General features: G+C 40.9%; 22 protein-coding genes. 15 read left to right on the top strand and 7 right to left on the bottom strand.

Annotated features, from left to right (window positions below; all coding sequences use genetic code 11):
- The first annotated feature begins 265 nt into the window (after positions 1–265).
- The 4 genes from R8925_RS03630 to R8925_RS03615 all read left to right on the top strand — a co-directional run bounded on the left by R8925_RS03630 (position 266) and on the right by R8925_RS03615 (position 4,570).
- Positions 266–2,542, top strand: a complete 2,277-nt coding sequence (locus R8925_RS03630; protein WP_430534559.1) for a ribonucleoside-diphosphate reductase subunit alpha — start codon at positions 266–268, stop codon at positions 2,540–2,542.
- Positions 2,543–2,757: 215 nt separating this feature from the next.
- Positions 2,758–3,807, top strand: a complete 1,050-nt coding sequence (locus R8925_RS03625; protein ID WP_036073157.1) for a ribonucleotide-diphosphate reductase subunit beta — start codon at positions 2,758–2,760, stop codon at positions 3,805–3,807.
- On the top strand, positions 3,804–4,244 hold the full coding sequence (locus R8925_RS03620; RefSeq protein ID WP_430534558.1) for a flavodoxin: 441 nt from the start codon (positions 3,804–3,806) through the stop codon (positions 4,242–4,244). Before R8925_RS03625 ends, R8925_RS03620 begins: the two co-directional genes overlap by 4 nt.
- The gene (locus tag R8925_RS03615; protein WP_036065394.1) at positions 4,241–4,570 is read left to right on the top strand and encodes a thioredoxin family protein; all 330 of its coding nucleotides are present in this window, start codon (positions 4,241–4,243) and stop codon (positions 4,568–4,570) included. The genes R8925_RS03620 and R8925_RS03615 overlap by 4 nt, the downstream gene beginning before the upstream one ends.
- A 120-nt stretch (positions 4,571–4,690) precedes the next feature.
- On the opposite strand, the gene R8925_RS03610 is transcribed toward R8925_RS03615, so the two are convergent.
- On the bottom strand, positions 4,691–4,768 hold the full coding sequence (locus tag R8925_RS03610; protein ID WP_430539402.1) for a type I toxin-antitoxin system Fst family toxin: 78 nt from the start codon (positions 4,766–4,768) through the stop codon (positions 4,691–4,693).
- A 248-nt stretch (positions 4,769–5,016) separates the two neighbouring features.
- Between R8925_RS03610 and R8925_RS03605 the strand changes: the two genes are divergently transcribed.
- From R8925_RS03605 to mreB, 6 genes are all read left to right on the top strand, one after another.
- The gene (locus tag R8925_RS03605) at positions 5,017–6,456 is read left to right on the top strand and encodes a PTS mannitol transporter subunit IIBC (RefSeq protein ID WP_430534557.1); all 1,440 of its coding nucleotides are present in this window, start codon (positions 5,017–5,019) and stop codon (positions 6,454–6,456) included.
- 16 nt (positions 6,457–6,472) lie between these two features.
- On the top strand, positions 6,473–8,557 hold the full coding sequence (locus tag R8925_RS03600) for a PRD domain-containing protein (protein ID WP_430534556.1): 2,085 nt from the start codon (positions 6,473–6,475) through the stop codon (positions 8,555–8,557).
- A gap of 1 nt (position 8,558) precedes the next feature.
- Positions 8,559–8,993, top strand: a complete 435-nt coding sequence (locus R8925_RS03595) for a PTS mannitol transporter subunit IIA (RefSeq protein WP_430534555.1) — start codon at positions 8,559–8,561, stop codon at positions 8,991–8,993.
- Entirely contained in the window at positions 8,990–10,135 is a 1,146-nt protein-coding gene (locus R8925_RS03590) for a mannitol-1-phosphate 5-dehydrogenase (RefSeq protein WP_430534554.1), read from the top strand. Before R8925_RS03595 ends, R8925_RS03590 begins: the two co-directional genes overlap by 4 nt.
- A gap of 44 nt (positions 10,136–10,179) precedes the next feature.
- Complete coding sequence (locus tag R8925_RS03585) at positions 10,180–10,482, top strand: nucleotide pyrophosphohydrolase (RefSeq protein ID WP_430534553.1); 303 nt, start codon at positions 10,180–10,182, stop codon at positions 10,480–10,482.
- 159 nt (positions 10,483–10,641) lie between these two features.
- The gene (gene mreB / locus R8925_RS03580) at positions 10,642–11,655 is read left to right on the top strand and encodes a rod shape-determining protein (RefSeq protein ID WP_430534552.1); all 1,014 of its coding nucleotides are present in this window, start codon (positions 10,642–10,644) and stop codon (positions 11,653–11,655) included.
- A gap of 38 nt (positions 11,656–11,693) precedes the next feature.
- Here the strand turns inward: mreB and R8925_RS03575 are convergent, their stop codons facing one another.
- Positions 11,694–11,873, bottom strand: coding sequence for a hypothetical protein (locus tag R8925_RS03575; protein ID WP_430534551.1), 180 nt, complete (start codon positions 11,871–11,873; stop codon positions 11,694–11,696).
- Between the two features lie 270 nt (positions 11,874–12,143).
- Here R8925_RS03575 and R8925_RS03570 point away from each other — a divergent pair, with 270 nt between their 5' ends.
- Positions 12,144–13,160, top strand: coding sequence for a PTS sugar transporter subunit IIC (locus tag R8925_RS03570; protein ID WP_430534550.1), 1,017 nt, complete (start codon positions 12,144–12,146; stop codon positions 13,158–13,160).
- Between the two features lie 877 nt (positions 13,161–14,037).
- Here R8925_RS03570 and R8925_RS03565 read toward each other — a convergent pair.
- From R8925_RS03565 to R8925_RS03550, 4 genes are read right to left on the bottom strand one after another with little or no spacing between them, the layout of a single operon-like run.
- Positions 14,038–14,511: a GNAT family N-acetyltransferase gene (locus R8925_RS03565; RefSeq protein WP_430534549.1), complete on the bottom strand. Its 474-nt coding sequence runs from the start codon at positions 14,509–14,511 to the stop codon at positions 14,038–14,040.
- A 15-nt stretch (positions 14,512–14,526) separates the two neighbouring features.
- The gene (locus tag R8925_RS03560; protein ID WP_430534548.1) at positions 14,527–15,762 is read right to left on the bottom strand and encodes an ABC transporter permease; all 1,236 of its coding nucleotides are present in this window, start codon (positions 15,760–15,762) and stop codon (positions 14,527–14,529) included.
- Entirely contained in the window at positions 15,755–16,651 is an 897-nt protein-coding gene (locus tag R8925_RS03555) for an ABC transporter ATP-binding protein (RefSeq protein WP_430534547.1), read from the bottom strand. Before R8925_RS03555 ends, R8925_RS03560 begins: the two co-directional genes overlap by 8 nt.
- A gap of 25 nt (positions 16,652–16,676) precedes the next feature.
- Positions 16,677–18,188 carry an AcpB/EbpR/MafR family transcriptional regulator gene (locus R8925_RS03550; protein ID WP_430534546.1) on the bottom strand — a complete coding sequence of 504 codons (1,512 nt, stop codon included), beginning with the start codon at positions 18,186–18,188 and terminating at the stop codon, positions 16,677–16,679.
- 83 nt (positions 18,189–18,271) lie between these two features.
- Here R8925_RS03550 and R8925_RS03545 point away from each other — a divergent pair, with 83 nt between their 5' ends.
- From R8925_RS03545 to R8925_RS03530, 4 genes are all read left to right on the top strand, one after another.
- A complete protein-coding gene (locus tag R8925_RS03545; protein ID WP_430534545.1) occupies positions 18,272–18,919 on the top strand; it encodes a GntR family transcriptional regulator in 648 nt (215 codons plus the stop codon).
- A gap of 282 nt (positions 18,920–19,201) precedes the next feature.
- Positions 19,202–19,945, top strand: a complete 744-nt coding sequence (locus tag R8925_RS03540) for a (Fe-S)-binding protein (protein WP_430534544.1) — start codon at positions 19,202–19,204, stop codon at positions 19,943–19,945.
- Between the two features lie 12 nt (positions 19,946–19,957).
- Complete coding sequence (locus R8925_RS03535; RefSeq protein ID WP_430534543.1) at positions 19,958–21,430, top strand: LutB/LldF family L-lactate oxidation iron-sulfur protein; 1,473 nt, start codon at positions 19,958–19,960, stop codon at positions 21,428–21,430.
- Positions 21,427–22,140, top strand: a complete 714-nt coding sequence (locus tag R8925_RS03530) for a LutC/YkgG family protein (RefSeq protein ID WP_430534542.1) — start codon at positions 21,427–21,429, stop codon at positions 22,138–22,140. Before R8925_RS03535 ends, R8925_RS03530 begins: the two co-directional genes overlap by 4 nt.
- A 61-nt stretch (positions 22,141–22,201) precedes the next feature.
- Here the strand turns inward: R8925_RS03530 and R8925_RS03525 are convergent, their stop codons facing one another.
- Complete coding sequence (locus R8925_RS03525) at positions 22,202–22,864, bottom strand: Crp/Fnr family transcriptional regulator (protein ID WP_430534541.1); 663 nt, start codon at positions 22,862–22,864, stop codon at positions 22,202–22,204.
- Positions 22,865–22,879 lie beyond the last annotated feature (15 nt).

The following is a 22,879-nucleotide window of genomic DNA, read 5'->3' as shown; positions in this document are numbered from 1 at the left end:
AATAAATTTAAAATCCGAAAACCTTTGAAGTGAAACGCTTTGTCTTGATTCTGAGAAAAAAGGTAAGACACAATATCTTGCATTCACATTCGAAACGAGGTACTATATATAGTATCGAAAGCCGTTAAAACATGAATTGCTATTTTAACTTTTACAAAGGATCTGACTTTTGCAAAAGTTAATTTTTTTGTTCGAATGTAGGTTGTTTCGATTAGAAGCGGGATTAAGTATAACTCGAAATATTGGAAAGAAATGGGGATTACAAATGACGACTTACATAGTGAAAGATGGAGGGAATCGCAAATTACCTTTCGACAAAGAACGATTAAACAGATACCTAGATACGATTCATACAGAATTTCCAGCACTAGAGATGGAAGACTATAAACGTAAAGTGTTTAACTTTATTGAGAAAAAAGAAGATTACGCAGCAGATGAGCTAGTGGATTACTTGATTCGTGAGGCTGAGGCGCGGACGGATGTTCATCTTCCAGCGTGGGAATTGTTTGCAGCAAGGCTTTATTTGAACAAATTATACAAGAAGGCAAGTAAAAATCGTTTTTACAATGATGATGATAAATACGGCTCATATGTTGGCCTGCAAGAAAGCCTAGGCGAACGCGGTATCTATTCTGGAAGCATTTTAAAAAATTATTCGAAAGATGAGTTAATCCAAGCTGGTGACATGATTGATCCAGAGAAGGATAAACTTTTCACATATAACGGATTGTATTTACTGGCAACACGTTACTTGGCTACGGATCAAGCGCGCAATGTCTATGAATTGCCGCAAGAACGTTGGTTGACGATTGCACTTTATTTAATGCAAGATGAGCCGAAAGAAAAGCGAATGGATTTAGTTCGTGAAGCTTACTGGGCGCTTAGCAATTTGTATATGACAGTAGCAACGCCAACGCTTGCTAACGCTGGAAAAGTCGGCGGTCAATTGTCTAGTTGCTTCATCGATACGGTGGATGATAGCTTGCAAGGAATTTACGATAGTAATACGGATGTAGCTCGAGTGAGTAAACATGGCGGCGGTGTAGGAGCATATCTTGGTTATGTCCGCTCTTCCGGTTCTGCGATTCGTGGTGTGCGTGGTGCTAGTGGTGGTGTTGTTCCGTGGATTAAGCAACTGAATAATACAGCAGTTAGTGTTGATCAGCTTGGGCAACGTAAAGGTGCGATTGCAGTTTACTTGGATGTTTTCCATAAAGATATCGAGGCGTTCCTTGATCTTCGTCTAAATAACGGAGACCAACGTTTGCGAGCGCATGATGTGTTTACAGCGGTCTGTATGCCTGATTTATTTATGGAGGCTGTTGAGCGTCGTGGCGACTGGTACTTATTTGACCCACATGAAGTCAAAGAGAAGAAAGGCTGGTACTTACAAGATTTCTACGACGAGAAAAAAGGCGACGGTTCATTCCGGGAGAAATATGAAGAGCTAGTAATGGACGAGACAGTAAGTAGAAAAATTGTGAAGGCAATTGATATCATGAAACGTATCATGGTGAGTCAGCTGGAAACAGGAAATCCATTTATGTTCTATCGTGATGAAGTAAACCGGATGAATCCTAATAAACATGCAGGTATGGTTTACTCAAGTAATCTATGTACCGAAATTATGCAAAATATGAGCCCGACACGGATGATTCAAGAAATTATTAGTGGCGATCAAATCGTGATTACAAAGCAAGCAGGTGATTTCGTCGTTTGTAACTTGTCTTCTGTGAACTTGGGTCGTGCCGTAACTGCGGAAGATCCAGATACATTGGAGCGTTTGATTGCGATTGAAGTTCGGATGTTGGATAATGTTATTGATTTGAACGAGTTACCAGTACCGCAAGCAACAATTACGAATAAGAAATATCGTTCGATTGGACTTGGTACTTTTGGCTGGCATCATTTGCTCGCCCTTAAAAATATTGCGTGGGATAGTGAAGAAGCTGAACAATTTGCCGACGAACTATACGAGCAAATTAACTTTCTAACAATCAAAGCGAGCGCAGCATTAGGCAAAGAAAAAGGCGCATACTCGGTCTTTAAAGGCAGTGATTGGAATACTGGCGAATATTTTGAACGTCGCGGTTACACATCAGATGGATGGCAAGAACTTGCAGCAGATGTCGCGCAAAATGGTATCCGTAATGCGTATCTGCTAGCTGTCGCTCCAAATATGAGTACAGCACAAATCGCAGGGTCAACGGCGTCCATCGATCCAATTTTCAGCCCGTTTTATTATGAAGAGAAGAAAGATTATCGTCGCCCAGTTATTGCGCCGGATCTTTCACTTAAGACATATCCTTATTATGGTAAAGGCGCGTATCAAGTGGACCAATTCGCAAGTGTCCGCCAAAATGGTCGCCGCCAACGTCATGTCGATCAATCACAAAGCTTCAATTTCTATGTGCCAAGTGGAATTAAGGCAAGTAAATTGCTAGAACTTCATATGTTGGCTTGGAGCGAAGGTTTGAAAACGACGTATTATGTGCGCTCAAACGATATCGACGTTGAAGAGTGCGAATGGTGCTCAAGCTGATAGGATAGCTCATACGCAAAGTAAATCGGCGGCAAGCGCTCGCCTCGCACAAGTTTGGCGGACTTCCGGTTCTCACATACCCAAGTATGCTCCGCTTCCGGCTTCCACCAAATTTGCGCGAGGCAAACGCTTTCGCTCGATTTGTTTTATGCAGAATGTAGATGTTACACGAACATCAAGAAAAAAGTACATAAAGATTAAGAGGAGGTTATTATATGACGGAACAAAAAGAAGAACTGCACCGTATTAAAATTTTGGAGCCGCTCAGTCCAAATCGTTCAACTGCAATTATAAATGGGGACACAAGTGGTATTTTGAATTGGAATGATATTCCGTACCCATCGTTTTATCGTGCATATAAAGAGTTATCAACAAATTATTGGATTCCTGATGAGGTTGATATGAAGAGTGATGCTAAGCAGTATCCGTTGCTTTCAGAAGAAGAGAAATATGCTTTTGATGCGATTATTGGATTGCTAGCAACACTTGATTCTCCGCAAACGAGGTTTATTTATAATGTTGCAGAATATATTACTGATCCGGCTGTTCATGCAAATACCGCGATTATTGGCCAGCAAGAAGTGATTCATAATGAAAGTTATTCTTACGTGCTTGCATCAATCACGAATTTGCAAGAGCAGAAACGAATTTTTGAATTGGCAAGGACGCATCCGACAATAGTGAAGCGAAATGAGCCAATTATGGAGTCTTATGATGCGTTTATGACAAATAAGACGGGCGAAAATCTAGTGAAGGCATTGATTCAATCTTCTATTTTGGAAGGCATTAATTTTTATAGTGGTTTTGCTTATTTTTATAACTTAGTGCGTCAAAATAAAATGACGGGAACTGGGAAAATTATTAGCTTTATTAATCGTGATGAACTAGCACATTCTAAGTTTATCTCAGAAGTTATTCGCGCGATTCTTGGTGAAAATCCGGAATTGCAAACAGATGAGCTTGTGGAATATACACATGAGGCTTTCCGCCATGCTGTTGAGCTTGAGTCGATTTGGTCAGAAGAAGTGTTGGATGGAATTGAAGGTATCGATGTATCGGAAATGGTGGATTATGTGAAGTATCGTGCCAATAAGATGCTCGGTATGCTTGGTATTCCTGAACTTTATCCGGGTCATAGCGATAATAAGATGACATGGATTAAGGCTTATGCAGACAACTTTACTGAGACGAAAACGGACTTTTTCGAAATGCGCAATAGTAGTTACAAAAAGACAAACGTTGATAACGGTTTTGACGACCTATGAGAATCCTCTTGGCGTATGATTCTTTGAGCGGGAATACGAAGATGGTCGCTGAGGAAATAGAGGCTGAACTTGTACACGTAGGACATGATGTGACGAGTTTCCGTGTTCATCCCGGCACCCAATATCCGCTTGAGACCGACTACGATTTGTTCATGTTAGGGGCTTGGACAGCAGATTTAGGTAGGACGCCGCCAGATATGAAAGATTTTATTGCAGAATTAGAAATGAAACCACCGCACGTCGCAATTTTTGGGACAGGTGAAACACAATGGAGTATGGCTTATTTTTGTGGGGCAGTCGATCGGATGGCGACTTATTTTGAGTCGGTATATCCGAGGTTGAAGATTGAGCAAATGCCGAATAATGAACGGGATCACGTGGCGATTAAGAACTGGGTCACGGAAGTTTTGTCCATGAGAGAAGGGGTAGTAAAATGACAAGTATCGAAATTAAATCAATGGAAGAATTCGAACAACACATTGCAGCGGGAGAATTAGTGTATGTGGATTACTGGAAAGACAATTGCCCAAACTGCAAAATGTTAGACCTTTCTTTTCAAGAGTTCAAGAATTCATCGATGGCAGATAAGGTGAAAGTATTGAAAGTGAAGTTGGAAGAAGTCGGGGAGAATTTCTTTTTCGATCGCAATGTTCGCCAAACGCCGACGTTGGTGCTTTATAAAGGTGGCGAAGAGGTTTCACGGTTGAATGGATTTATTCCGCCGGAGCATATTGAGGAAGCAGTTGTGGCTCAGGAGGCTTGAATGGTCGATATGAGTGTGCTATAATTACTTCAAGGAAATACTGTGAGCGTGTGCTCACCCAAAAACCCTAGTTGTGCCTACAACTAGGGTTTTTTATGCGTGGAATTAGAGATATATCGCCTACTTGTTGTTATTATCCCGATTCTCTAACATGTAGCTGAATAATGCGATAGCACAGCCGACTACAATCGATGTAATGATACTGGAATGTTACATAAGCCTCTTCTCCAATCTTGTCCATCTAGCAAGGACAAATTCCAATTTTGATTATATTGCTATGTTGATACCGCTATCATACAATGGATGTAAGAGCTAAGCCAATATGTGAAGCTAGTATTTGGAAAGGGCGCACTTTCTTTAGTGGAGCAGGCGAGGCATCGCTTTGAAGCAGAAAACAAAGGGATTCTTTGCTGGGTATCAGGAAAGAATATAGGAGGACACAGGAAATGGAGCAACAACAAGCGAAGTCTGGCTTTCGTGTGAAGGTTCAGCATTTTGGTAGTTTTTTAAGTGGTATGATTATGCCCAATATTGGGGCGTTTATTGCATGGGGCCTTATTACAGCATTATTTATTCCGACTGGTTGGTGGCCAAATGAGGAGATTGCCAAATTAGTCGATCCGATGATTAAGTATTTATTACCCCTTTTGATTGGCTATACAGGTGGTAAACTAGTGTATGATACGCGTGGTGGAGTCGTTGGTGCGGCTGTCACGATGGGTGCAGTTGTGGGTACTTCGATGCCAATGTTCTTGGGTGCGATGATTTTAGGCCCGCTTGCGGCTTGGCTAATGAAGAAATTCGATAAAATGATTGAAGGAAAAATTCGAGCTGGTTTTGAAATGTTGGTGAACAATTTCTCAGCTGGTATTTTAGCGGGGATTTTGGCAATTGTATCCTTAAAGACAATCGGGCCTGCGCTTCAAGCAGTGAACACGGCGATGGCATCAGGAGTTCAGTTTTTAATTGATAATCATTTGTTACCGCTTGTTAGTATCTTAGTGGAACCTGGAAAAGTATTGTTCTTGAATAACGCAATAAATCAAGGGGTTTTGGCGCCGCTTGGAATTGATCAGGCGGTTAGTACAGGTAAATCGATTCTGTTCTTAGTGGAAACGAATCCTGGTCCGGGTCTGGGAATTTTGTTGGCGTACACTATTTTTGGGAGTGGGACGGCGAGACAGACAGCTCCAGGTGCGATTATTATTCAGTTCTTAGGTGGGATTCACGAGATTTATTTCCCGTATGTATTGATGAAACCAGCGCTTATTATCGGTGCTATTGCTGGTGGTATGACGGGGATTATTACATTTAATTTGTTTAACGTTGGGCTCGTTGCAACGGCTTCTCCTGGTAGTATTTTTGCGATACTTGCTTTGACACCGCGAGGGGACTATCTTGGTATCATTTGTGGCGTATTATTTGCGACACTTGTTTCGTTTGCAGTGTCTGCGGTAGTGCTGAAAACGTCGAAAGCGACAGATGATGCGGAACTAAAAACAGCGGAGCAAAAGATGGCTAAAATGAAAGGGAAGAAGGCGACGCTTGCCAGTACGGTCGTTGGTGCGAATGACGCGGAATTGGCGACGGATGGTATTCCGGTTGGAACGAGAAAAATTATTTTTGCGTGTGATGCTGGCATGGGATCGAGTGCGATGGGAGCATCGGTGTTGCGTAATAAGGTGAAAAAGGCTGGGTTGGATATTGAGGTTGTGAATTTCGCAATTGCTCAGTTGCCTGAAGATGCCGATATTGTCGTTACACATCAAGATTTAACGGCTCGTGCAACGGAAAAACTACCAAAAGCTTATCATATTTCGGTGGACAATTTCTTGAATAGTCATAAATATGATGAATTAGTACAGAATTTGGCTGACCAGAAATAACTGGAGGAATTTTTAGATGTATATTTCGGCAAGGACGAGACTTATATTGGAGCAGCTTTTAATGAGCCATGAACCGGTAGCAACAGCGGACTTGGCGGAATATATGGATGTTAGTGAGCGGACGATTAGGCGGGATTTGAAGGAAGTGGAGGCTGTTTTGGGTTCATATCAGCTAGCTTTGGAGCGTAAAGATGCCAAAATTTCGGTGTTTGGATCGGAGTCTAGTCGTCAAGATTTCAAATGGCAGCTACTTGACCTTTCTTACAATGAATTTACACCAATGGAGCGGCAGCACTTTATTTTGAAAACGTTACTGAAAGAAAATGAGCCGGTGAAATTGATTGTGTTGGCAAATGATTTGAATGTGACGATATCAACGGTGAGTAGCGATTTGACAAAGCTAGAAGAAGAATTGATTGGGCGCGCGGAGATTGAGCGAAAACGTGGTTATGGTGTCAAATTGATTGCAGAAGAAGCCACAAAACGAGCGTTACTAAGTGATTTAATTGCGATGACGGGTTCGAAAAATTCACTGTTCCAATTGTTCCAGAGGCAGAAGCAAGATGAGCTGGAAATATTGGCGGATGAGCGCTTACTGAATGTCATTGATCATGCACTGATTCAAAAAGTGGAAGAAAATATTCGAGCTTGGCGTAAGGATTTGGCTTATGAAATAACAGATGAGGCGTATTTGACACTTATTGTGCATATTTCGATTTCAGTGGAGCGCATGATCAGTGGGAATTATCTGCAAGAGATGAAATCGGAACAAGCATATTTTCGTGATTTTCCAGAATTTACAGTGGCGAAAGAATTACTAGCTGCTTGTTTGGATATGGAAGCGTTTGTTGTGCCAGATGGTGAAGCGTTTTATGTGACGACACATATTCGTGGGGCTAAAGCACAAGACGAGACGGGGATCTTCTCTGGGAACGAGAATGTACAGGCGGTAACGATTGCAAAGCGGCTTATTTCAAAAGTGGAGAAAGAGCTTGGTAGTTCTTTTCAGGAAGAAGCATTGCTCAGCGGATTGACTGCACATTTGCGACCTGCGTTGCGTAGGTTGGATCAAAATATGCGCATTCATAACCCTTTGATTAAGACGATAAAGCATGACTATCCGTCACTTTTCAAAATTGTACGTGTGGCGTTTCGTGAGATTTATCAGCAATCGGATGTTCCGGATGAGGAAATTGGTTATTTGGTTCTGCATTTCGGAGCAGCGTTGTTGCAGAAAAATGAGCATCAGGTATTTTCTGGATTAGTCGTTTGTTCGAGCGGTATTGGGACGTCTAAGATGCTAGCGACACGCTTGAAACAGGCGTTACCACAGCTCAAGGATTTGCAAAATGTGTCGTTGTTTGAAATCTTGAATCATCGTAATACACAGCATTTTGATGTTATTGTTTCAACGATTGATTTGGGGAAAGTTGATTTCGAATATTTCTTGGTGAGCCCAATGCTGACAGATCGAGAAATTTCGAAGATTGAGGTTTTTTTGAAGCAAAAGGAAATGTTTGTGCCCCAGAAGGAGACCAGAGAGCAAGAAGAACGAATGACTTTACTTGAAGCAGTGCATCAGTTGGAAAATGAGCAGGAATATATGAACACGATTTTGGCGATTTTGAAGGGATTTCAGGTTGTGAAAATGGAAGATACACAGCACGATTTGGAAGACACATTGCGAGCAGTTTGTATGGCAATGTTTGCGCAGGAGCGAGAAATTCAAGTGGAGATATTGTTGCGTTCGTTGTTAGAACGGGAAAAATGGAGCGGTTTTGGGATTCCCGAGACGCGTCTTGCTTTGTTTCATGTTCGAAACGAGTTTGTACATCAGCCGGTTTTCCAGATTTTTTCGTTGCAGGATGCGGTCGATGTGCCGGCGATGGGTGGCGGAAATGTAGCGGCGACAACTTTACTTGTTTTGCTGGCACCGGAAAAATTGGCACCGCAAGGACTTGAAGTGATGAGTTTTATTAGTGCAATGGCAGTTGAGAGCATAGAGACAACGCGATTATTGGAATCGGGAAATGGTACTGAAATCACAGCTTTTATAATTCGGAAATTGAATGAGTTTTTATATGATATGAGGAGGAAATAGGATGGTAGCATTGAATAGTCAGGATATTGCTTTGAAACAAACCTTTAGTACGAAGGAAGAGGCGATTACCGCAGCGGGGCAACTGCTAGTGGATCAGGGATATGTGGATACGCCTTATATTGAGAAGATGAAAGAACGGGACGCTTTGACGACAACGTTTATTGGGAATATGGTAGCGATTCCCCACGGTACGGATGATTCGAGAGACATGATTAAAAATTCGGGAATCGTTATTTTACAGGTGCCAGATGGTGTTTCATTTGATGGCAATGAGGTGAAAGTTTTGATAGGAATTGCCGGTGCAGACGGGGAGCATATGGATTTGCTGAGTAGCATCGCGATTGTCTGCTCGGAAGAAGAGAATGTAGCGCAAATCGTTGCAGCTGAGACGAAGCAAGAGATTATAGATTTCTTTGAGGGGAGCGAAAGCGCATGATTGCAGTACATTTTGGTGCTGGGAATATTGGGCGTGGATTTATTGGGCAGTTGCTACATGAAGCAAAATATCATGTCACGTTTGTAGATGTGAATGAAACGATTGTAGATGCTCTAAACGAGAAGAAGCAGTATAATGTGATTTTAGCCGATGATTCACAGCAGGTGGATTTGATTACCGATGTGAGCGCGATTAATAGTCAGAAAAATCCGGAGCAGGTGATTGCTGCTATTTTGGAAACGGAGCTTGTGACGACAGCGGTTGGTCCAACGATTTTGCCGTTTATTGCGAAAATGCTAGTCGCTGCAATTAAAGCGAGAATAGCAATCCAAAAACCGCTAATTGTGATGGCGTGCGAGAATATGATTGGTGCCTCTGAGTCACTTCAAGCTAGTGTTTACGCTGAATTAACGGACGCTGAGAAAAAATACGCGGATGAATTTATATCATTTCCAAATGCCGCAGTTGATCGGATTGTTCCTAATCAAACGCATGATGATCCGCTAACGGTTCTAGTGGAGCCATTTTATGAGTGGGTTGTGGAAGAAAGCGCGATTAAAGTTGCTCCACCAGAAGTTCCTGGAATCACGTATGTGGCTGACTTAACCCCATATATTGAGCGAAAATTGTTTACGGTTAATACGGGACATGCTGTTACTGCTTATATCGGGCACATGAAAAATATCGATTCCATTGAAGCCGCTATTCATAATGAAAAAGTATTATTCGCCGTTCGTAGCGCACTCGAGGAGACAGGTGCTTTGCTAGAGAAGAAATTTGATTTTGTGCATAAGGAACATCAAGCATATATTGACAAAATTATTGAAAGATTCAAAAATCCTTACATCTCGGATTATGTATCGCGTGTTGGTCGCTCACCAATGCGTAAATTAGGACCAAATGATCGCTTTGTTCAGCCAGCACGTCAGTTTGTTGAGGCCTTTAACGAAACGCCGAAAGCACTTGCTGATGCGATTGCCGCAGCTTTACGTTTTAATGATCCAGATGATACGGAGTCTGTTGAGTTACAAGCACTCGTTGCAGCAGTAGGACTTGAAAAAGCAATTGCTGATGTAACTGGGATTGAAAGTTACTCGAAGCTATTTGAGAAAGTAAAAGATTCCTATTTAAAATTAGCTTGATGTAGTAATATATGTTACGCTCTTTAAAAAAGGAGGTAGCAACAATGGAGCAATTAAAGCAAGCTATCCGTCAGTTTATTGAGGAGCGTGGCTGGGAAGGACAATACAATTTGCAAAAAGATTTGGCTTTATCGCTCACACTTGAGGCTAATGAACTGTTGGAATGCTTTCAATGGAAGACTAGCAAAGAGGCTGTTAGCGCCAAACGTACGGAAATTTTAGAGGAATTAGCGGACGTTTTCATTTATGCAATTCAGATGGCTGATGCTATGGATGCCGATGTTGAAACAATTGTAAAAGAAAAGCTAACTAAAAATGCATTAAAATACCCAGCAAAACATATCTAATTAAATAGGTGTGTTTTGCTTCTTTTTATTACACTTTTTTCAAAAAGTTCACGGCTTCGTCATGGATTATATTTTTTAGACCTGATATACTAGAAGAGGATAGCTATAGACGATGAGGCGAATCTGAAAATCAACATTTAGGAAAGTGGGAAAAGAAATATGGGGAAAGTTACAATTGGTATTGATATTGGCACGGCTAATATTAGTATCTACTCAGACATGGAGAAAATGATTTTTCATGAGCCTACAGTTTTAGCATACGATATGAGGAAAAATAAAGTTTTAGAAATTGGCCATGAAGCGAAAGAACTAGCAGAGAAAACACCGGAATCGATTGTGGTGCTCAGCCCATTACAAGGCGGTATTATTGCTGACTTTGATATGACATTACGATTAATGCAGAAAGTGGAAAGTCGCGTTGTTGCGGTTACTGGTAAGCGTTTTAAACAAATGGATTTGATTGTTTCACTGCTTCCTGGTGCTACGAATATTGAACGTCAAGCGATTGGAGACATTTTGTTTTCCCTCGGTGTCAAATCGCTTCATTTTATAGAAGGATCTCTCGCAGCAACGATAGGCGCTGGATTACCGTTTGAGAAACCGATTGCTAATGTGATTGTAGACATCGGCGCTGGAAAAATATCGACGTCGCTTGTTTCGTATGGAGGTATTGTCACGAGTGCAACGGTGCGTAAATCAGGAGATGAGCTTGATCGTGATATTGCGCAATTGGTTCGTAATAAGCATAATGTTTTAATTGGCTTAGAAACTGCGGAACAAGTCAAATGGCAACTACATTGTGACACATCGCTCGAAAAGAAGATGATTGAGATTGAGGGACGCGATTTAGTTACTGGCTTTCCAATTACGATTAAAGTTCCATCGACTGAGTTCCAAGAAGAAATTGATGAGTTTTTGAAGCGTATTCTAGGTGTGGTTCAATCAACATTAGAAACAAGCCCGCCTGAATTGAGTGGAAATATCCGTGCAAGTGGCTTGATGTTGACTGGTGGCGGATCGTTGTTAGAAGGTTTACAGGATTGGTTACATGATCAAATACTAGTGCCGGTTCATTTGGCTCCAGCCCCGTTCGAATCTGTAGCACTTGGAACGAGCATGGCAGCAGAGCATTTAGATAAATTAATTAATGTTGAAAAAGTAACGGCACGATAAAAAGTAGCGATCCGATTGGCGGATCGCTACTTTTTATATTATCTATATGAATAGGAGCGTTTATTTTTTCTCTTAGAACGAATCATGAACAAGATACCAAGTATGAACAGGACAAGGGAGGCTAAACAAACGATAAAGCCAATGATCCCAACGATGCTAAAGGATACGCCAATACCAACGATGCCTAAAATAAGCAGAATTAAGCCGATAAGTTTCATGAAAAAACTCCTTTCTATATGTAATATCTCCATTATACAGAAAAATTCAAGAAAGATTAAGTGACTTTTGATATATCATGAATATTTAATAGACTAAACTAGATATTGAACGTTAGTTCGCTTGTTTCTATTATAATGGGCGTTTTTACAGTGTTTAAAGCTGTTTTATTCATTTCAGCTCTTTTTTTGTTTAGTAAGTAAAACTTTTCTTGCTCTTTAGTCCTATTATCGCTAAGATAGAGAGGATTAAGTGAGAAAAGGGGATAAAGTATGAAGGATTATATTGTAGACCGCTCTTATAAGGCATCAATGGGGATTGCAAATGCGGTTTTAGTAACACTTGGAATGGGTTTATTATTACAAACGATTGGACAGATGGCAGGCTTTACGTGGCTAACAGAAATTGGAGCAGTCGGTAAATTATTGCTGATTCCTGGGCTAGGCGTTGGAATTGCGATATGTCTTGGCGCTAATACACTTGTTGTGATTAGTGCAGCAGCTGCGTCTGTTATTGGTGGAGGCGCCATCTTAGCTTTAGAAAATGGTGGGTTTGCGATTATTGGCGGTGAGCCGATTGGGTCTATCTTGGCTGTCATTGTTGCGGTTTGGGTTGGAAAACGCGTAACTGGGAAGACAAATTTTGATATGATTTTAATTCCTGCTGCGGCATTGCTTTCAGGGGGGATAAGTGGACTTTTATTTTCTAAAATCATGGCGCCCGTTTTGACATCGGTGAGTGGCGGGATTACATCGCTTGTGGACGGTTCGCCGATTTTGTCATCAATGGTAATCTCACTCATTTTTGCGATTTTGATTTTAAGCCCAGCGTCTTCTGCAGCATTAGCAATTGCCCTGCAGCTTGACCCGACAGCGAGTGCGGCAGCTTTGATTGGCTGCTCGGTGCAGTTTGTATCCTTTGCGGTGCTTGGATTTAGAGATAATAATTGGGGAGCATTTTTTGCACAATTGATTTGTACGCCGAAATTACAGACGCCAAACATTATTAAGCGTCCTGCGGTGATGATTGTGCCACTTATTTCAGCGGTGATTGCAAGCCCAATTGGCGTCCTGATCTTTCATTTGCAGGCATCTGCTGAGGTTGCGGGGCTCGGACTATGTGCCTTTGTTGCACCACTTTTCTTGATTGCAAATTATGGTTGGTTATCATTCGCTGCTTTCTTACTTGTCGCGGTTGTCATACCAGCAGTGATTGCACTTATAGCTAGACCATTCTTATTGCGATCTTCTTGGTTGCGAAACGGCGATTTACGAGTAGAATTAGAATAAAAAAAGAGGATGAAGTAGGAATGAGCTATAAAAGCATCATAACCTATTCATCCTCTTTCCTCGTGATGTGCCGGAATTTGTCTGAGTAACTGGTTTAAATAAATCGAAATACGATAGAATATCTAAAAATAAGCGGTAGATTGAATGGAAAATCCAGATATTTACTAGACAACTTTGGACTAGTAGATATGACTACCATAATGTTATTTCTAGAATTCAATAATTGAATACGAAACTTTTTCGCTAGCTATATCAAAAAGTGAGGTCGATATAGTTGGAGCGACGTATCGAGATTCCGCATTCCTTGCCTTAAACGAGTGGGTAAAACTCTTGACGCGACCTTCAATTACGGCGGTCTTCCTCAAGCTCTCGCAAGACTAGCCAGTTACTTAAAAACTTCCTTCACCAGACGATATCCGACTATAGCAAAGTTATGGTATCTCTATCCATACATCTATATGCACTCAAAGTGAGACAAAACATATAGATTACTCGCACGATATTCATTAAAAACAAATATCGCTTTCGTTAACGAGAATAGGGAAAAGTGAGATACGAATAACTTGTGCAAACAATAATCGTTGGATAATCGAATTTCTTACTACGGTTCAAATATCCTTCTTAAATACGGGCTACTCCGACAACGTCATTGGTTAACTTACTAAACTGACCTTTGGCTTGTGTGGCTAATTTGTCCATTTCACCTATAAGCTTATATTTCAGCCTGTGCGATTCTGTCACCCAATCACCTTCTATCGTTTTGATACTATACATTAGCCGTTTTTTATAAAGTTAAAACATAAATAGTGTAAAATGATATATTAGATATACAATAATGGTAAAATAAGATTTTTTAATAAATCTAAAGTAACTAATTCTACAGGAAGACGGCCATGAAAATATCATCTACATAGTTACCATCGATAATAAATTCGTTGCGGAGATGGCCTTCTTTTTCAAAACCATGTTTCTGATAGAATTGAATTGCTTTTTCGTTTGTCGACAGCACGCGTAAGGATATTTTTTTCTTATTTTCTGCTTTGGCAATACGATATAGTTCTTGCATAAGTGCAGAACCGACGCCATGTTTTTGAAAATCGGGATGTACGGCGATATCTAGCATCCAAACATGTTCGTTACTTTTTAGTGGGATGGGAGAGTGGAAGCCTAGAATACCGGCAATTTTCCCATCGATTTCAGCAACTACTTTTGATTCAGGTGGGTTTTTTAATAAGTATTCGGATTCTGTTGCGTAATGGGTGTCTCCTGGTGTTGTTCCTGGTGTCCAGACGAGATGCTCGAGCTCTATCATTCCCGCAGCATCGTTTTTTGTTGATTTTCTGATAAGCATTATAAAACCTCTTTTCTAGTCTCGTTTCGCATATTTTAAGGATGTTTTCCAAGTTTTGAACAGGCCATCGTTCGTGTATAGTAGTACGTTGCCACGGTAAAGTCGGATTGCTAGCCAAAATGCTAGGGCGTTCGTTATGACAAGAATCCCGAGTGAAATGAAAATACCAGTCGCGTTGACGGCAAGCAGGTCCATTCGGGCAAGCATCATCATCGGCGAGAAAGTTGGGACATAGGAACCGATGATGACCAGCATATTATTCGGTGCATTAGCGGCTGCGATAGATCCCCAGTAGCCAATAATTGCGAGCATTGTCATCGGATACATGAATTGGGACACGGTTTCAACATTTGGTGCCATAGAGCCAATAACTGCTGATAGCAAAATATAGAGAAGCAAGCCAAAGACAACGAATAAAATATTTAGAATGAGATAGTACGTTGGAAATTGAGCCAGCTGGTGCAGTATGTTTTGAATCATCTCGGTGTTTTTTCCACCAATCATGACAATAGCGATACAGATACCATAAAAGGCGATTTGTGTCAGAAGCATAAGTAGAATCGCGGTCAATTTCGCCATCAAGTGGGTAGTTGACGAGACGCTAGATAAAATAATTTCCATGATTCGTGTGCCTTTTTCATTTGCAATTTCTGCTGCGACGATGCTTGCATAACTCATTACGAAGATAAAAATAACGAGGGTAAGCATCAAAATGGCTGCGCTCATCGCTTCTTTTTGGCTGTTCGTTAGCTGATCATTAGATAGTAATTCATTTGTTACTGGGACTGGGGTGGTGAGACTTGCTAACTGTTTTTCTGTAATGTTATATTCTTTGATTTTTTGTTGGAGCGTGACACTTGTTATATCGTTTTGAAGCGCTGCGATGAGAGTGTTTCCTGCTGTTTCTTCGGATGTATAGACGGCTTTCACTTCATTATCAAGCGATGTAATCGTCACGAATCCTTCGATATCACCGGCTGTCAGTGATTTTTTTGCATTTTTCTCGGTTTCTATTTTTTTATCGACTTTAAAATTAGCTTTATCTGCGGAGATAGCGGCTGAAAAAGCTGGATTTTCGGAGATGACGGCGATTTTTGTTGGTTCATCACTGCCACCGAAGTAGTCGATGATTTTTGGCAGTGCAAAGATAGCTGCACCGATAAGTAGTGGAAGCAGTAGGGAAACTAAGAATGATTTTGTTTTGACACGGCGTTTGTAGACTTGCGATGTAATGACCCAAAATTTACTCATTCGTTTCACCTGCTTTCCATTTGAAAATTTCTTCGAGTGTTGGCGGTTCTAAGCTGAACATTGGAATAAAACCATCTTTCGTAACAAAATCGAACACAGTGGAAGCGTCAGATTCTTCTTCCAGATGGACGATTCGAATGCCTTTATGGTTCTCAATTTGTGTAACACCAGCTAGGGCTGCGATAGCTTCTGTGGGATGTGGCGCATCAAGCATAATCCGTTTGCGTCCAAAGCTGTTTTTGACGTCTTCGGATTTTCCACGTAATACGGTTTTTCCTTGTTTTAGCATCACGAGGGAATCGCACAATTCATCGACGTTTTCCATGCGATGACTTGAGAAAATAATTGTGGCGCCATCTGCTTTTAGGTCAAAAACGAATTTTTTCAGGATTTCGGCATTGACTGGATCAAGGCCACTGAAAGGTTCGTCGAGGATAACGAGTTTTGGACGGTGAATAATTGTGCTAATGAGTTGGATTTTTTGTTGATTTCCTTTAGAGAGTGTTTTGACAAGGTCGGTCTTTTTACCAACAATTTCAGCTCGTTCCATCCAAAGATCGATTTCTGGCTTGATTTTAGCGCGAGAACAGCCCTTTAATTCCGCGAAAAAAATGATTTGGTCTTCAATGGTGACATTTGGATAAAGACCGCGTTCTTCTGGTAAATAACCGATGATATCTGTATTTATTTTTGCTATTTCTCGATTGTCCCAGAGAATTTCACCACTGTTTGGACGTAAAAAATTAAGGATGAGGCGGAAAGTAGTTGTTTTTCCAGCACCATTTTGGCCGATTAAGCCGAGAATTTCGCTTTCATTAATCTGGAAATGTAAATCATCGACAGCGGTTTTTGTGCCGAATTGTTTGGATACGTTGTTTACTTGTAGCATATAGCTATTCAGCTCCTTTTTGAATTTAAAGTAGTTCTTCTTTTTGGCGTGTTCGTTCTTCTAGATAGGTATCTAGCACTTGCCAATCTCGTAAAGTTGGATTCGTATTCCAGACGAGTTGCGGGATAGTGCTATGTGGTAATGGCAAGTCGGTAATGATAAAATCAGCTTGTGGATGCCCACTCCCAACGATGATAAGTTGTTGCGCGGAATAGCGTGAACGAATCGTTTTCCTCACAAGATCCTCCCATAAAAAACCGTTTTGTGAGAAAATTTTCGCTGTTAAAATCGCAGGCCGTGCAGTTCGTTCTATCGCGCTCTGAATGCTTATCCCAATTCGGTGCATCAATACATCATAATTTTCCTGCAAGTAAGCATACATCGGATTTTGTGAGAAGGTTTGAAAAATAGTCGCAATCTGTTGTTCTAAATCAGGGGATAAAACATGTTCTTCTTTAATCAAAAAGCGTTCTTGTGCTAAGAAAAGCGGACTTTCCACGGCATGAAACACGGCAAAGATATCGATTAGACTTACCATCAAGTCATCAGCATCCCATTCATTTTTCGGCAAAATATTGAAAATTGTTTCTACAAGTCGGTAAGTAATTGGATTGACTTCTTTGCATGTCTCAATACGCGTGGTTCTGGATTTTTCCGAATTATATGATTTAGAACAGAAGAAAATGCAGGATAAGATAAAGATAGATTCAGCTTCAGAAATTTGAATATGGCTTGCATCCGCTAATATTCGAAAGCATTCTGCTAGATTTGCGCGTTTATTATATGCTTCCCATGTCCGAGTCGTTCTTTTGCTGCGATTGTCAATAGGATAACCTCTCTTGATGCGAGTAAGGGAAAGCCCAATCCAAGCGGCATATTGAATTTTTGCCGCTGGTGAAAAGTATATATCTAATTTTCGCATAACATCTTCAATAAAGCCATCTATAATCTCCCAGCTAATGTCGATGAAAAATAAGTCATGAGCAGGATAGGCGTTGAAAAATAAATCATAGTACAAGAAGCGGATTTGTGATTCTTTACCTATGAGGTTTAGTGGCTTGTTCTCAAGTTGGAGATGAATGGACTTTAAGTAACGATCGACTGGTGCTAGCTTACGGTATACTGTTGCCGGGCTAACGAAGTTTTCTTGGCACCACATGGCAAGCGATATTTCTTTTTCATCGTAAATATCATAGCAGATGCGGAACAAATAAGTTTCTGAAAAGAAGGCAGAGAATAGGTGAATAAAGTTTTCATCAAATGGTTTTTCCAAAAGGATGCCTTCATTTGTGTTGATTAGCTTCCATTTGTCTGGCAATGAGCTTTCTAGATTTTTCATATCACGAGCTAATGTTTTTTTGGAACAGCGTACGATTTTACAAATTTCTTTGCGATCCCATGTTTTGCGGTCAGATAAAAGGACTTTAATAATGAGTAGTTGGCGTTCTTTATCTTTTTCTAAAATACCTTTCATGTTGACATCATCCTTTCTAGGTTTGTAAAACTTCTTATTTTTTGCGCTCTTCAAAGTCAACATTGAGAGAGGCTCCTCTTTTTTAGTTGCTCCATATGGTTTAAAATGAATAGAGATACTAAAATCGAAAAAAGCAGGTAATAACTATGATGTTAAACAATGAGCGCGTAGCAGATGAAATTTATGCTTCTATTAAGAAAGCTGTTCTTTGCCAAGACTACAAAATAGGTGACACAATCGAGGTGCAAAATTTGGCCGCTGAGTTTGGAGTATCGAGCCATATTGCGGAACAAGCATTGCAATTGTTGTGTCAAAGAGGATTACTAAATCAAGTGGCAACGGATATGTACAGCGTGAAGGAAACACATAGCAAAGAATTCTATTATTCTGGTCGATTCCAAATTATGTTTTTGAATATGGAGTACATCATCCAGAAATTAAAAGAAACGAATATTCCGATTGTAAAGAAACCACTAAGTATGCACGTGGAAGCAATGAAAATGGGCATCAAAAAACATGATTATTTGGCTTATATTCAAGCAAGTGAGCGGTTTTATATTGAGCTATGTAAACAAGCGAATATGGATATTCTAGATAAGAGTTTACAAACGATTAATAAGCAGTTGACGGCTTTTGATGATATCTTTGGTAAGAAATTTTTATTAATGTCATCGATGTGCACAGCCGAGGCTACAGGACTGCTTTTGATGGCTTTAGAAGACCGTGCTTACGATCAGGCAAAAAGTGTTGTACAACAATTGTATAATTATTATATTTCCTTACTGGTTGATTAGTTCACCCTTCTTAATAGTAGCGCTTTCTAGGTGATAATGCTATTAAAAAATACGATTCATGATGAAATTTTTTAGTCGATTCATGAAATTAGATAAAACAGCTTTTTTTATACGGGATGCCTGTATAAAGAAGCTGTTTTTTTCTCTCCAAATCGGATGAATCACAGATGAAACCAAGCGAAAACCTCGGTAATGAGTGGTTTGTATTCGTTTTTCAGTGAAATTTATGATAGAATTTACTGAGAGAAGAAAGAATACATAAAAATAATGGGGGCGTATAGAATGAAAGTCAGTATTTTTTCGACGTGTCTTGTAGATATGATGTTTCCGAATGTTGGGATCGCAATGGTGGAGTGCTTGGAGCGATTGGGATGTGAGACGGATTTTCCAGAATCACAGGTTTGTTGTGGGCAACCCACTTATAATAGCGGTTACATGGAGAAGACACGGGCTACGTTAATTAATCAATTGGAGGCATTTAAGGGCTCGGAATATGTAGTTGGGCCTTCAGGATCGTGTGTTGGTATGATACGCGAATATGCAGAAATTTTTAAGAATGATCCAGATTATGCGGATGCGGCTCGAGAACTTAGTGCAAAAACATATGAATTTTCGCAGTTTTTGTATCATGTTTTAGGTGTTGTGGATGTTGGCGCTACGCTTGAAGGGAAGGCTACGTACCATCGCTCGTGCCATATGACGAGAATTTTGGGTGAGAAGGAAGCGCCATATGCTTTGCTTGCAGAGGTGCGTGGATTAGAAATGGTACCATTACCACATGTGGAGAATTGTTGTGGATTTGGTGGGACTTTCTCGGTGAAGATGCCGGCGATTTCAGAGCAAATGGTCGCGGAGAAGATGGCAGATGTTGTGGCGACGGATGCCGAGATTTTGATTAGCGCGGATATGGGGTGCTTGATGAATATTGGTGGCAAGTTTAATCGTGAGGGGAAAGAAATCAAGATTATGCATATTGCTGAGGTATTGAATAGTAACGTTACAAAGCCTGTTCGGGTGAATGGTTAAGGGGGATTTTATATGGGACTATCAACGAGTACGAAAACTTTTGATGCGCGGGTGAAGGAGAGCTTAGATGATACATTTATGCAAAAGGCGGTTGCCAAGGCGCAGGATGATCAGTGGATAAAACGAGAAACGTCGCGTGAAAAATTGGGAAACTGGGAAGAGTGGCGTGATCTTGGCGAGCAAATTCGGCAGCACACGTTGGAGAATCTCGATTTTTATTTGGAGCAGTTCAGTGATAACGTGACTAAGAATGGTGGAAAAATATTTTTTGCGTCGACGGAAAAGGAAGCAACGGATTATGTAAAAGACGTGATTAGGCAGAAAAATGCGAAAAAGATTGTGAAGTCTAAATCGATGGTGACAACGGAGATTGATTTGGATCGTCTGTTGTTGGAAATGGACGGAGTTTCAGTGATGGAGACCGATCTTGCAGAGTTTATTTTGCAGATGGATGATTGGGATGAGCCGTCTCATATTGTTTTCCCAGATATACATAAGAACCGGGAGCAGATTCGGCTGGTTTTTAAGGAAAAGTTGGGGTATGACGGGGATAATGAGCCAGAGCACATGGCACGGTTTGCGCGCGAAGTGTTGCGGGAATTTTTCTTGGATGCAGATGTTGGGATTACTGGTTGTAATTTTGCGGTTGCTAATAGTGGCATGGTTAATTTGGTTACGAACGAGGGAAACGCGGATTTATGTGAGAGCATTCCGGATACGCAGATTGTGTTGATGGGAATGGAGCGGATTGTACCTAATATGGCAGATGCGGAAGTGATGGATAACTTATTATCACGTAGTGCAGTTGGGCAAAGTTTGACGAGTTATATTACTTTTTCAGGGCCAAAATTGACGGAGGAATCGGATGGTCCGGATGATTTTCATGTGGTGATTCTGGATAATAAACGTTCGGAGGCGCTTGGTACAGAGTTTCAATCGGTATTGCAGTGCATTCGCTGTGGTTCTTGTTTGAATGTTTGTCCAGTGTACCGGACGATTGGTGGACATGGCTATGGATCGATTTATCCAGGCCCAATTGGAGCTGTACTTTCGCCAGTGCTTGGGGGTTACGAACAATTTGGAGAGCTACCTTATGCGTCTAGTTTGTGCGGTGCTTGCACAGATACATGTCCTGTTAAAATTCCACTCCACGGCTTGTTAGTAGAGCATCGCCGGGTGATGACGGATGAGTTGAAGATGGGACATGGTTTCGTGGATCAGCAAATGCGTTTTATTGCCAAAGCTACAGCGTCACCGTTCTTATTTAAGCAGGCACTCAAATTTGGCCATGTCGGACTTGGCGTGCTGGGTGCGAAGCCATCTACTACGACGGAAAACTTGTATCAGTATGGCGGCTTCATCAACGGTGGATTTGGTTTGATTAAAGGCTGGACAAGTGTGCGTGATTTGCCGAGACCGCCGAAAGAACGCGATAATTTCCGCACGTGGTATAAAAATCGGGAAGCGGGAGGTGCCGCGGAATGACCACGGATAATCGGGAAGCCTTTTTGAATGGAGTTGCGGAGAAACTAGGGCGGGAGAGACGCCGAACGGGTGTGGAGCGACCTGAGCGGGTGCATACGATTGCGAATGAGACGTTGGTTGGAAAGACGCAGGATGAGTTGCTTGCGATTGCCAAAGATGCTTGTACTCGGATTCATACGGATGTTGTAGAGACGCCTGTTTCGGAGCTTGCAAAACATATCGAAAAAATCGCTACCAATTATGGGAACGAGTCGGTGCTTATTGCGGATGATCCACGGTTTGCTGAGTATGGACTTCAAAATTTAGCGGATAATGCGTGGGATAAATGCGCTGTATCGGTTTGGAAAGAAGGCCGGGAAAACCGTGTGGAAAACATTGCTACGGCGGCTGATGCCAACATTGCGATAGCATTTGCTGATTTTCTCCTTGCTGAGAGCGGATCGGTCGTTGTGGAATCTAGTCCAAAACAAGGTCGGACGCTTCATTTCTTACCGGTACATTACATTGCAATCATCCCGAAAAGTAAGATTGTGCCGCGTTCGACACAAGCCGCAGATTATTATGATGCGCGTATTGCTAGTGGTCAGGAAATTGGTTCTTCCATTAATTTTATTTCTGGCCCATCGAATTCAGGTGATATTGAGATGCAACTCGTGGTCGGTGTACATGGTCCAATTAGCGTTACTTATATCGTAGTAATAGATAAATAAGTCGAATAAAAAGTCATGTTTGGCAAAGGTGCTAAGCATGATTTTTTATTCGACTTATTTTTTAAATCCCGTTTTCTGCATCGATTAAAAGTACGCGATTATTAAAGATGACACGCCCATCTTCCATTAATTGTTGTAAGTGAGTAGTCAATGTAGTAAGTCCAACACCTGCGTAGTTAGCAATCATTTTTCTTGAAAAATATCTTGGTAATTCAATCATACCTTGATCGTTTGTTTGTGTATTATAACGAACAGCTAGCGTGTGAATAAAAGCAGCAATCATGTTTTTCGTGTCTAATGTTGCTTGCATTTGCTTTTTTTCTAAACGACGCTGAATTATTTGTAACATGTGGTAATGCTGTAATTGAAGTTCTGCATTTTGCGCGATTTGATTAAATACATCAATCTGTGAAAATCTCCAAACGATAACTTCATCTGTTAAAGCTTTTCCGAATAGTTGGCTAGAATAAACGTTGTAATCTAGTAGGTCACCTTCGCCAGCAAAATCTATCGCTACATTTATTTTGGAGAAAATACTAGTAACACCAGATACAATGACAAAGATGTAAGGCGTGTTGTTTGTTGCAGTTAATTCGATTTTGTCGTTCTTCTTTAAAACGATTCTCTCATTAGCAATCCCTGAATCAAGTAAAGTTGTAAGGAACTTCCCAGTTTGGATTTTTGTATCTAAAGTTTCATTTTGCGTCAATGTATCTGTATTCATTGTATCTCCTCCTAA

Source organism: Listeria rocourtiae subsp. hofi, from assembly GCF_963575615.1.
Classification (GTDB): domain Bacteria; phylum Bacillota; class Bacilli; order Lactobacillales; family Listeriaceae; genus Listeria_A; species Listeria_A hofi.
This window is presented reverse-complemented; position numbering and strand designations above follow the sequence as displayed.

What these genes read in the sequence shown, in the direction of transcription:
- R8925_RS03575 (WP_430534551.1), bottom strand. Translation starts at nt 11,873, where the DNA reads ATGAAACTTATCGGCTTAATTCTGCTTATTTTAGGCATCGTTGGTATT.
- R8925_RS03525 (WP_430534541.1), bottom strand. Translation starts at nt 22,864, where the DNA reads ATGAATACAGATACATTGACGCAAAATGAAACTTTAGATACAAAAATC.
- R8925_RS03620 (WP_430534558.1), top strand. Translation starts at nt 3,804, where the DNA reads ATGAGAATCCTCTTGGCGTATGATTCTTTGAGCGGGAATACGAAGATG.
- R8925_RS03540 (WP_430534544.1), top strand. Translation starts at nt 19,202, where the DNA reads ATGAAAGTCAGTATTTTTTCGACGTGTCTTGTAGATATGATGTTTCCG.
- R8925_RS03605 (WP_430534557.1), top strand. Translation starts at nt 5,017, where the DNA reads ATGGAGCAACAACAAGCGAAGTCTGGCTTTCGTGTGAAGGTTCAGCAT.
- R8925_RS03630 (WP_430534559.1), top strand. Translation starts at nt 266, where the DNA reads ATGACGACTTACATAGTGAAAGATGGAGGGAATCGCAAATTACCTTTC.
- R8925_RS03535 (WP_430534543.1), top strand. Translation starts at nt 19,958, where the DNA reads ATGGGACTATCAACGAGTACGAAAACTTTTGATGCGCGGGTGAAGGAG.
- mreB (WP_430534552.1), top strand. Translation starts at nt 10,642, where the DNA reads ATGGGGAAAGTTACAATTGGTATTGATATTGGCACGGCTAATATTAGT.
- R8925_RS03530 (WP_430534542.1), top strand. Translation starts at nt 21,427, where the DNA reads ATGACCACGGATAATCGGGAAGCCTTTTTGAATGGAGTTGCGGAGAAA.
- R8925_RS03550 (WP_430534546.1), bottom strand. Translation starts at nt 18,188, where the DNA reads ATGTTGACTTTGAAGAGCGCAAAAAATAAGAAGTTTTACAAACCTAGA.
- R8925_RS03565 (WP_430534549.1), bottom strand. Translation starts at nt 14,511, where the DNA reads ATGCTTATCAGAAAATCAACAAAAAACGATGCTGCGGGAATGATAGAG.
- R8925_RS03595 (WP_430534555.1), top strand. Translation starts at nt 8,559, where the DNA reads ATGGTAGCATTGAATAGTCAGGATATTGCTTTGAAACAAACCTTTAGT.
- R8925_RS03555 (WP_430534547.1), bottom strand. Translation starts at nt 16,651, where the DNA reads ATGCTACAAGTAAACAACGTATCCAAACAATTCGGCACAAAAACCGCT.
- R8925_RS03615 (WP_036065394.1), top strand. Translation starts at nt 4,241, where the DNA reads ATGACAAGTATCGAAATTAAATCAATGGAAGAATTCGAACAACACATT.
- R8925_RS03590 (WP_430534554.1), top strand. Translation starts at nt 8,990, where the DNA reads ATGATTGCAGTACATTTTGGTGCTGGGAATATTGGGCGTGGATTTATT.
- R8925_RS03625 (WP_036073157.1), top strand. Translation starts at nt 2,758, where the DNA reads ATGACGGAACAAAAAGAAGAACTGCACCGTATTAAAATTTTGGAGCCG.
- R8925_RS03585 (WP_430534553.1), top strand. Translation starts at nt 10,180, where the DNA reads ATGGAGCAATTAAAGCAAGCTATCCGTCAGTTTATTGAGGAGCGTGGC.
- R8925_RS03560 (WP_430534548.1), bottom strand. Translation starts at nt 15,762, where the DNA reads ATGAGTAAATTTTGGGTCATTACATCGCAAGTCTACAAACGCCGTGTC.
- R8925_RS03570 (WP_430534550.1), top strand. Translation starts at nt 12,144, where the DNA reads ATGAAGGATTATATTGTAGACCGCTCTTATAAGGCATCAATGGGGATT.
- R8925_RS03600 (WP_430534556.1), top strand. Translation starts at nt 6,473, where the DNA reads ATGTATATTTCGGCAAGGACGAGACTTATATTGGAGCAGCTTTTAATG.
- R8925_RS03545 (WP_430534545.1), top strand. Translation starts at nt 18,272, where the DNA reads ATGATGTTAAACAATGAGCGCGTAGCAGATGAAATTTATGCTTCTATT.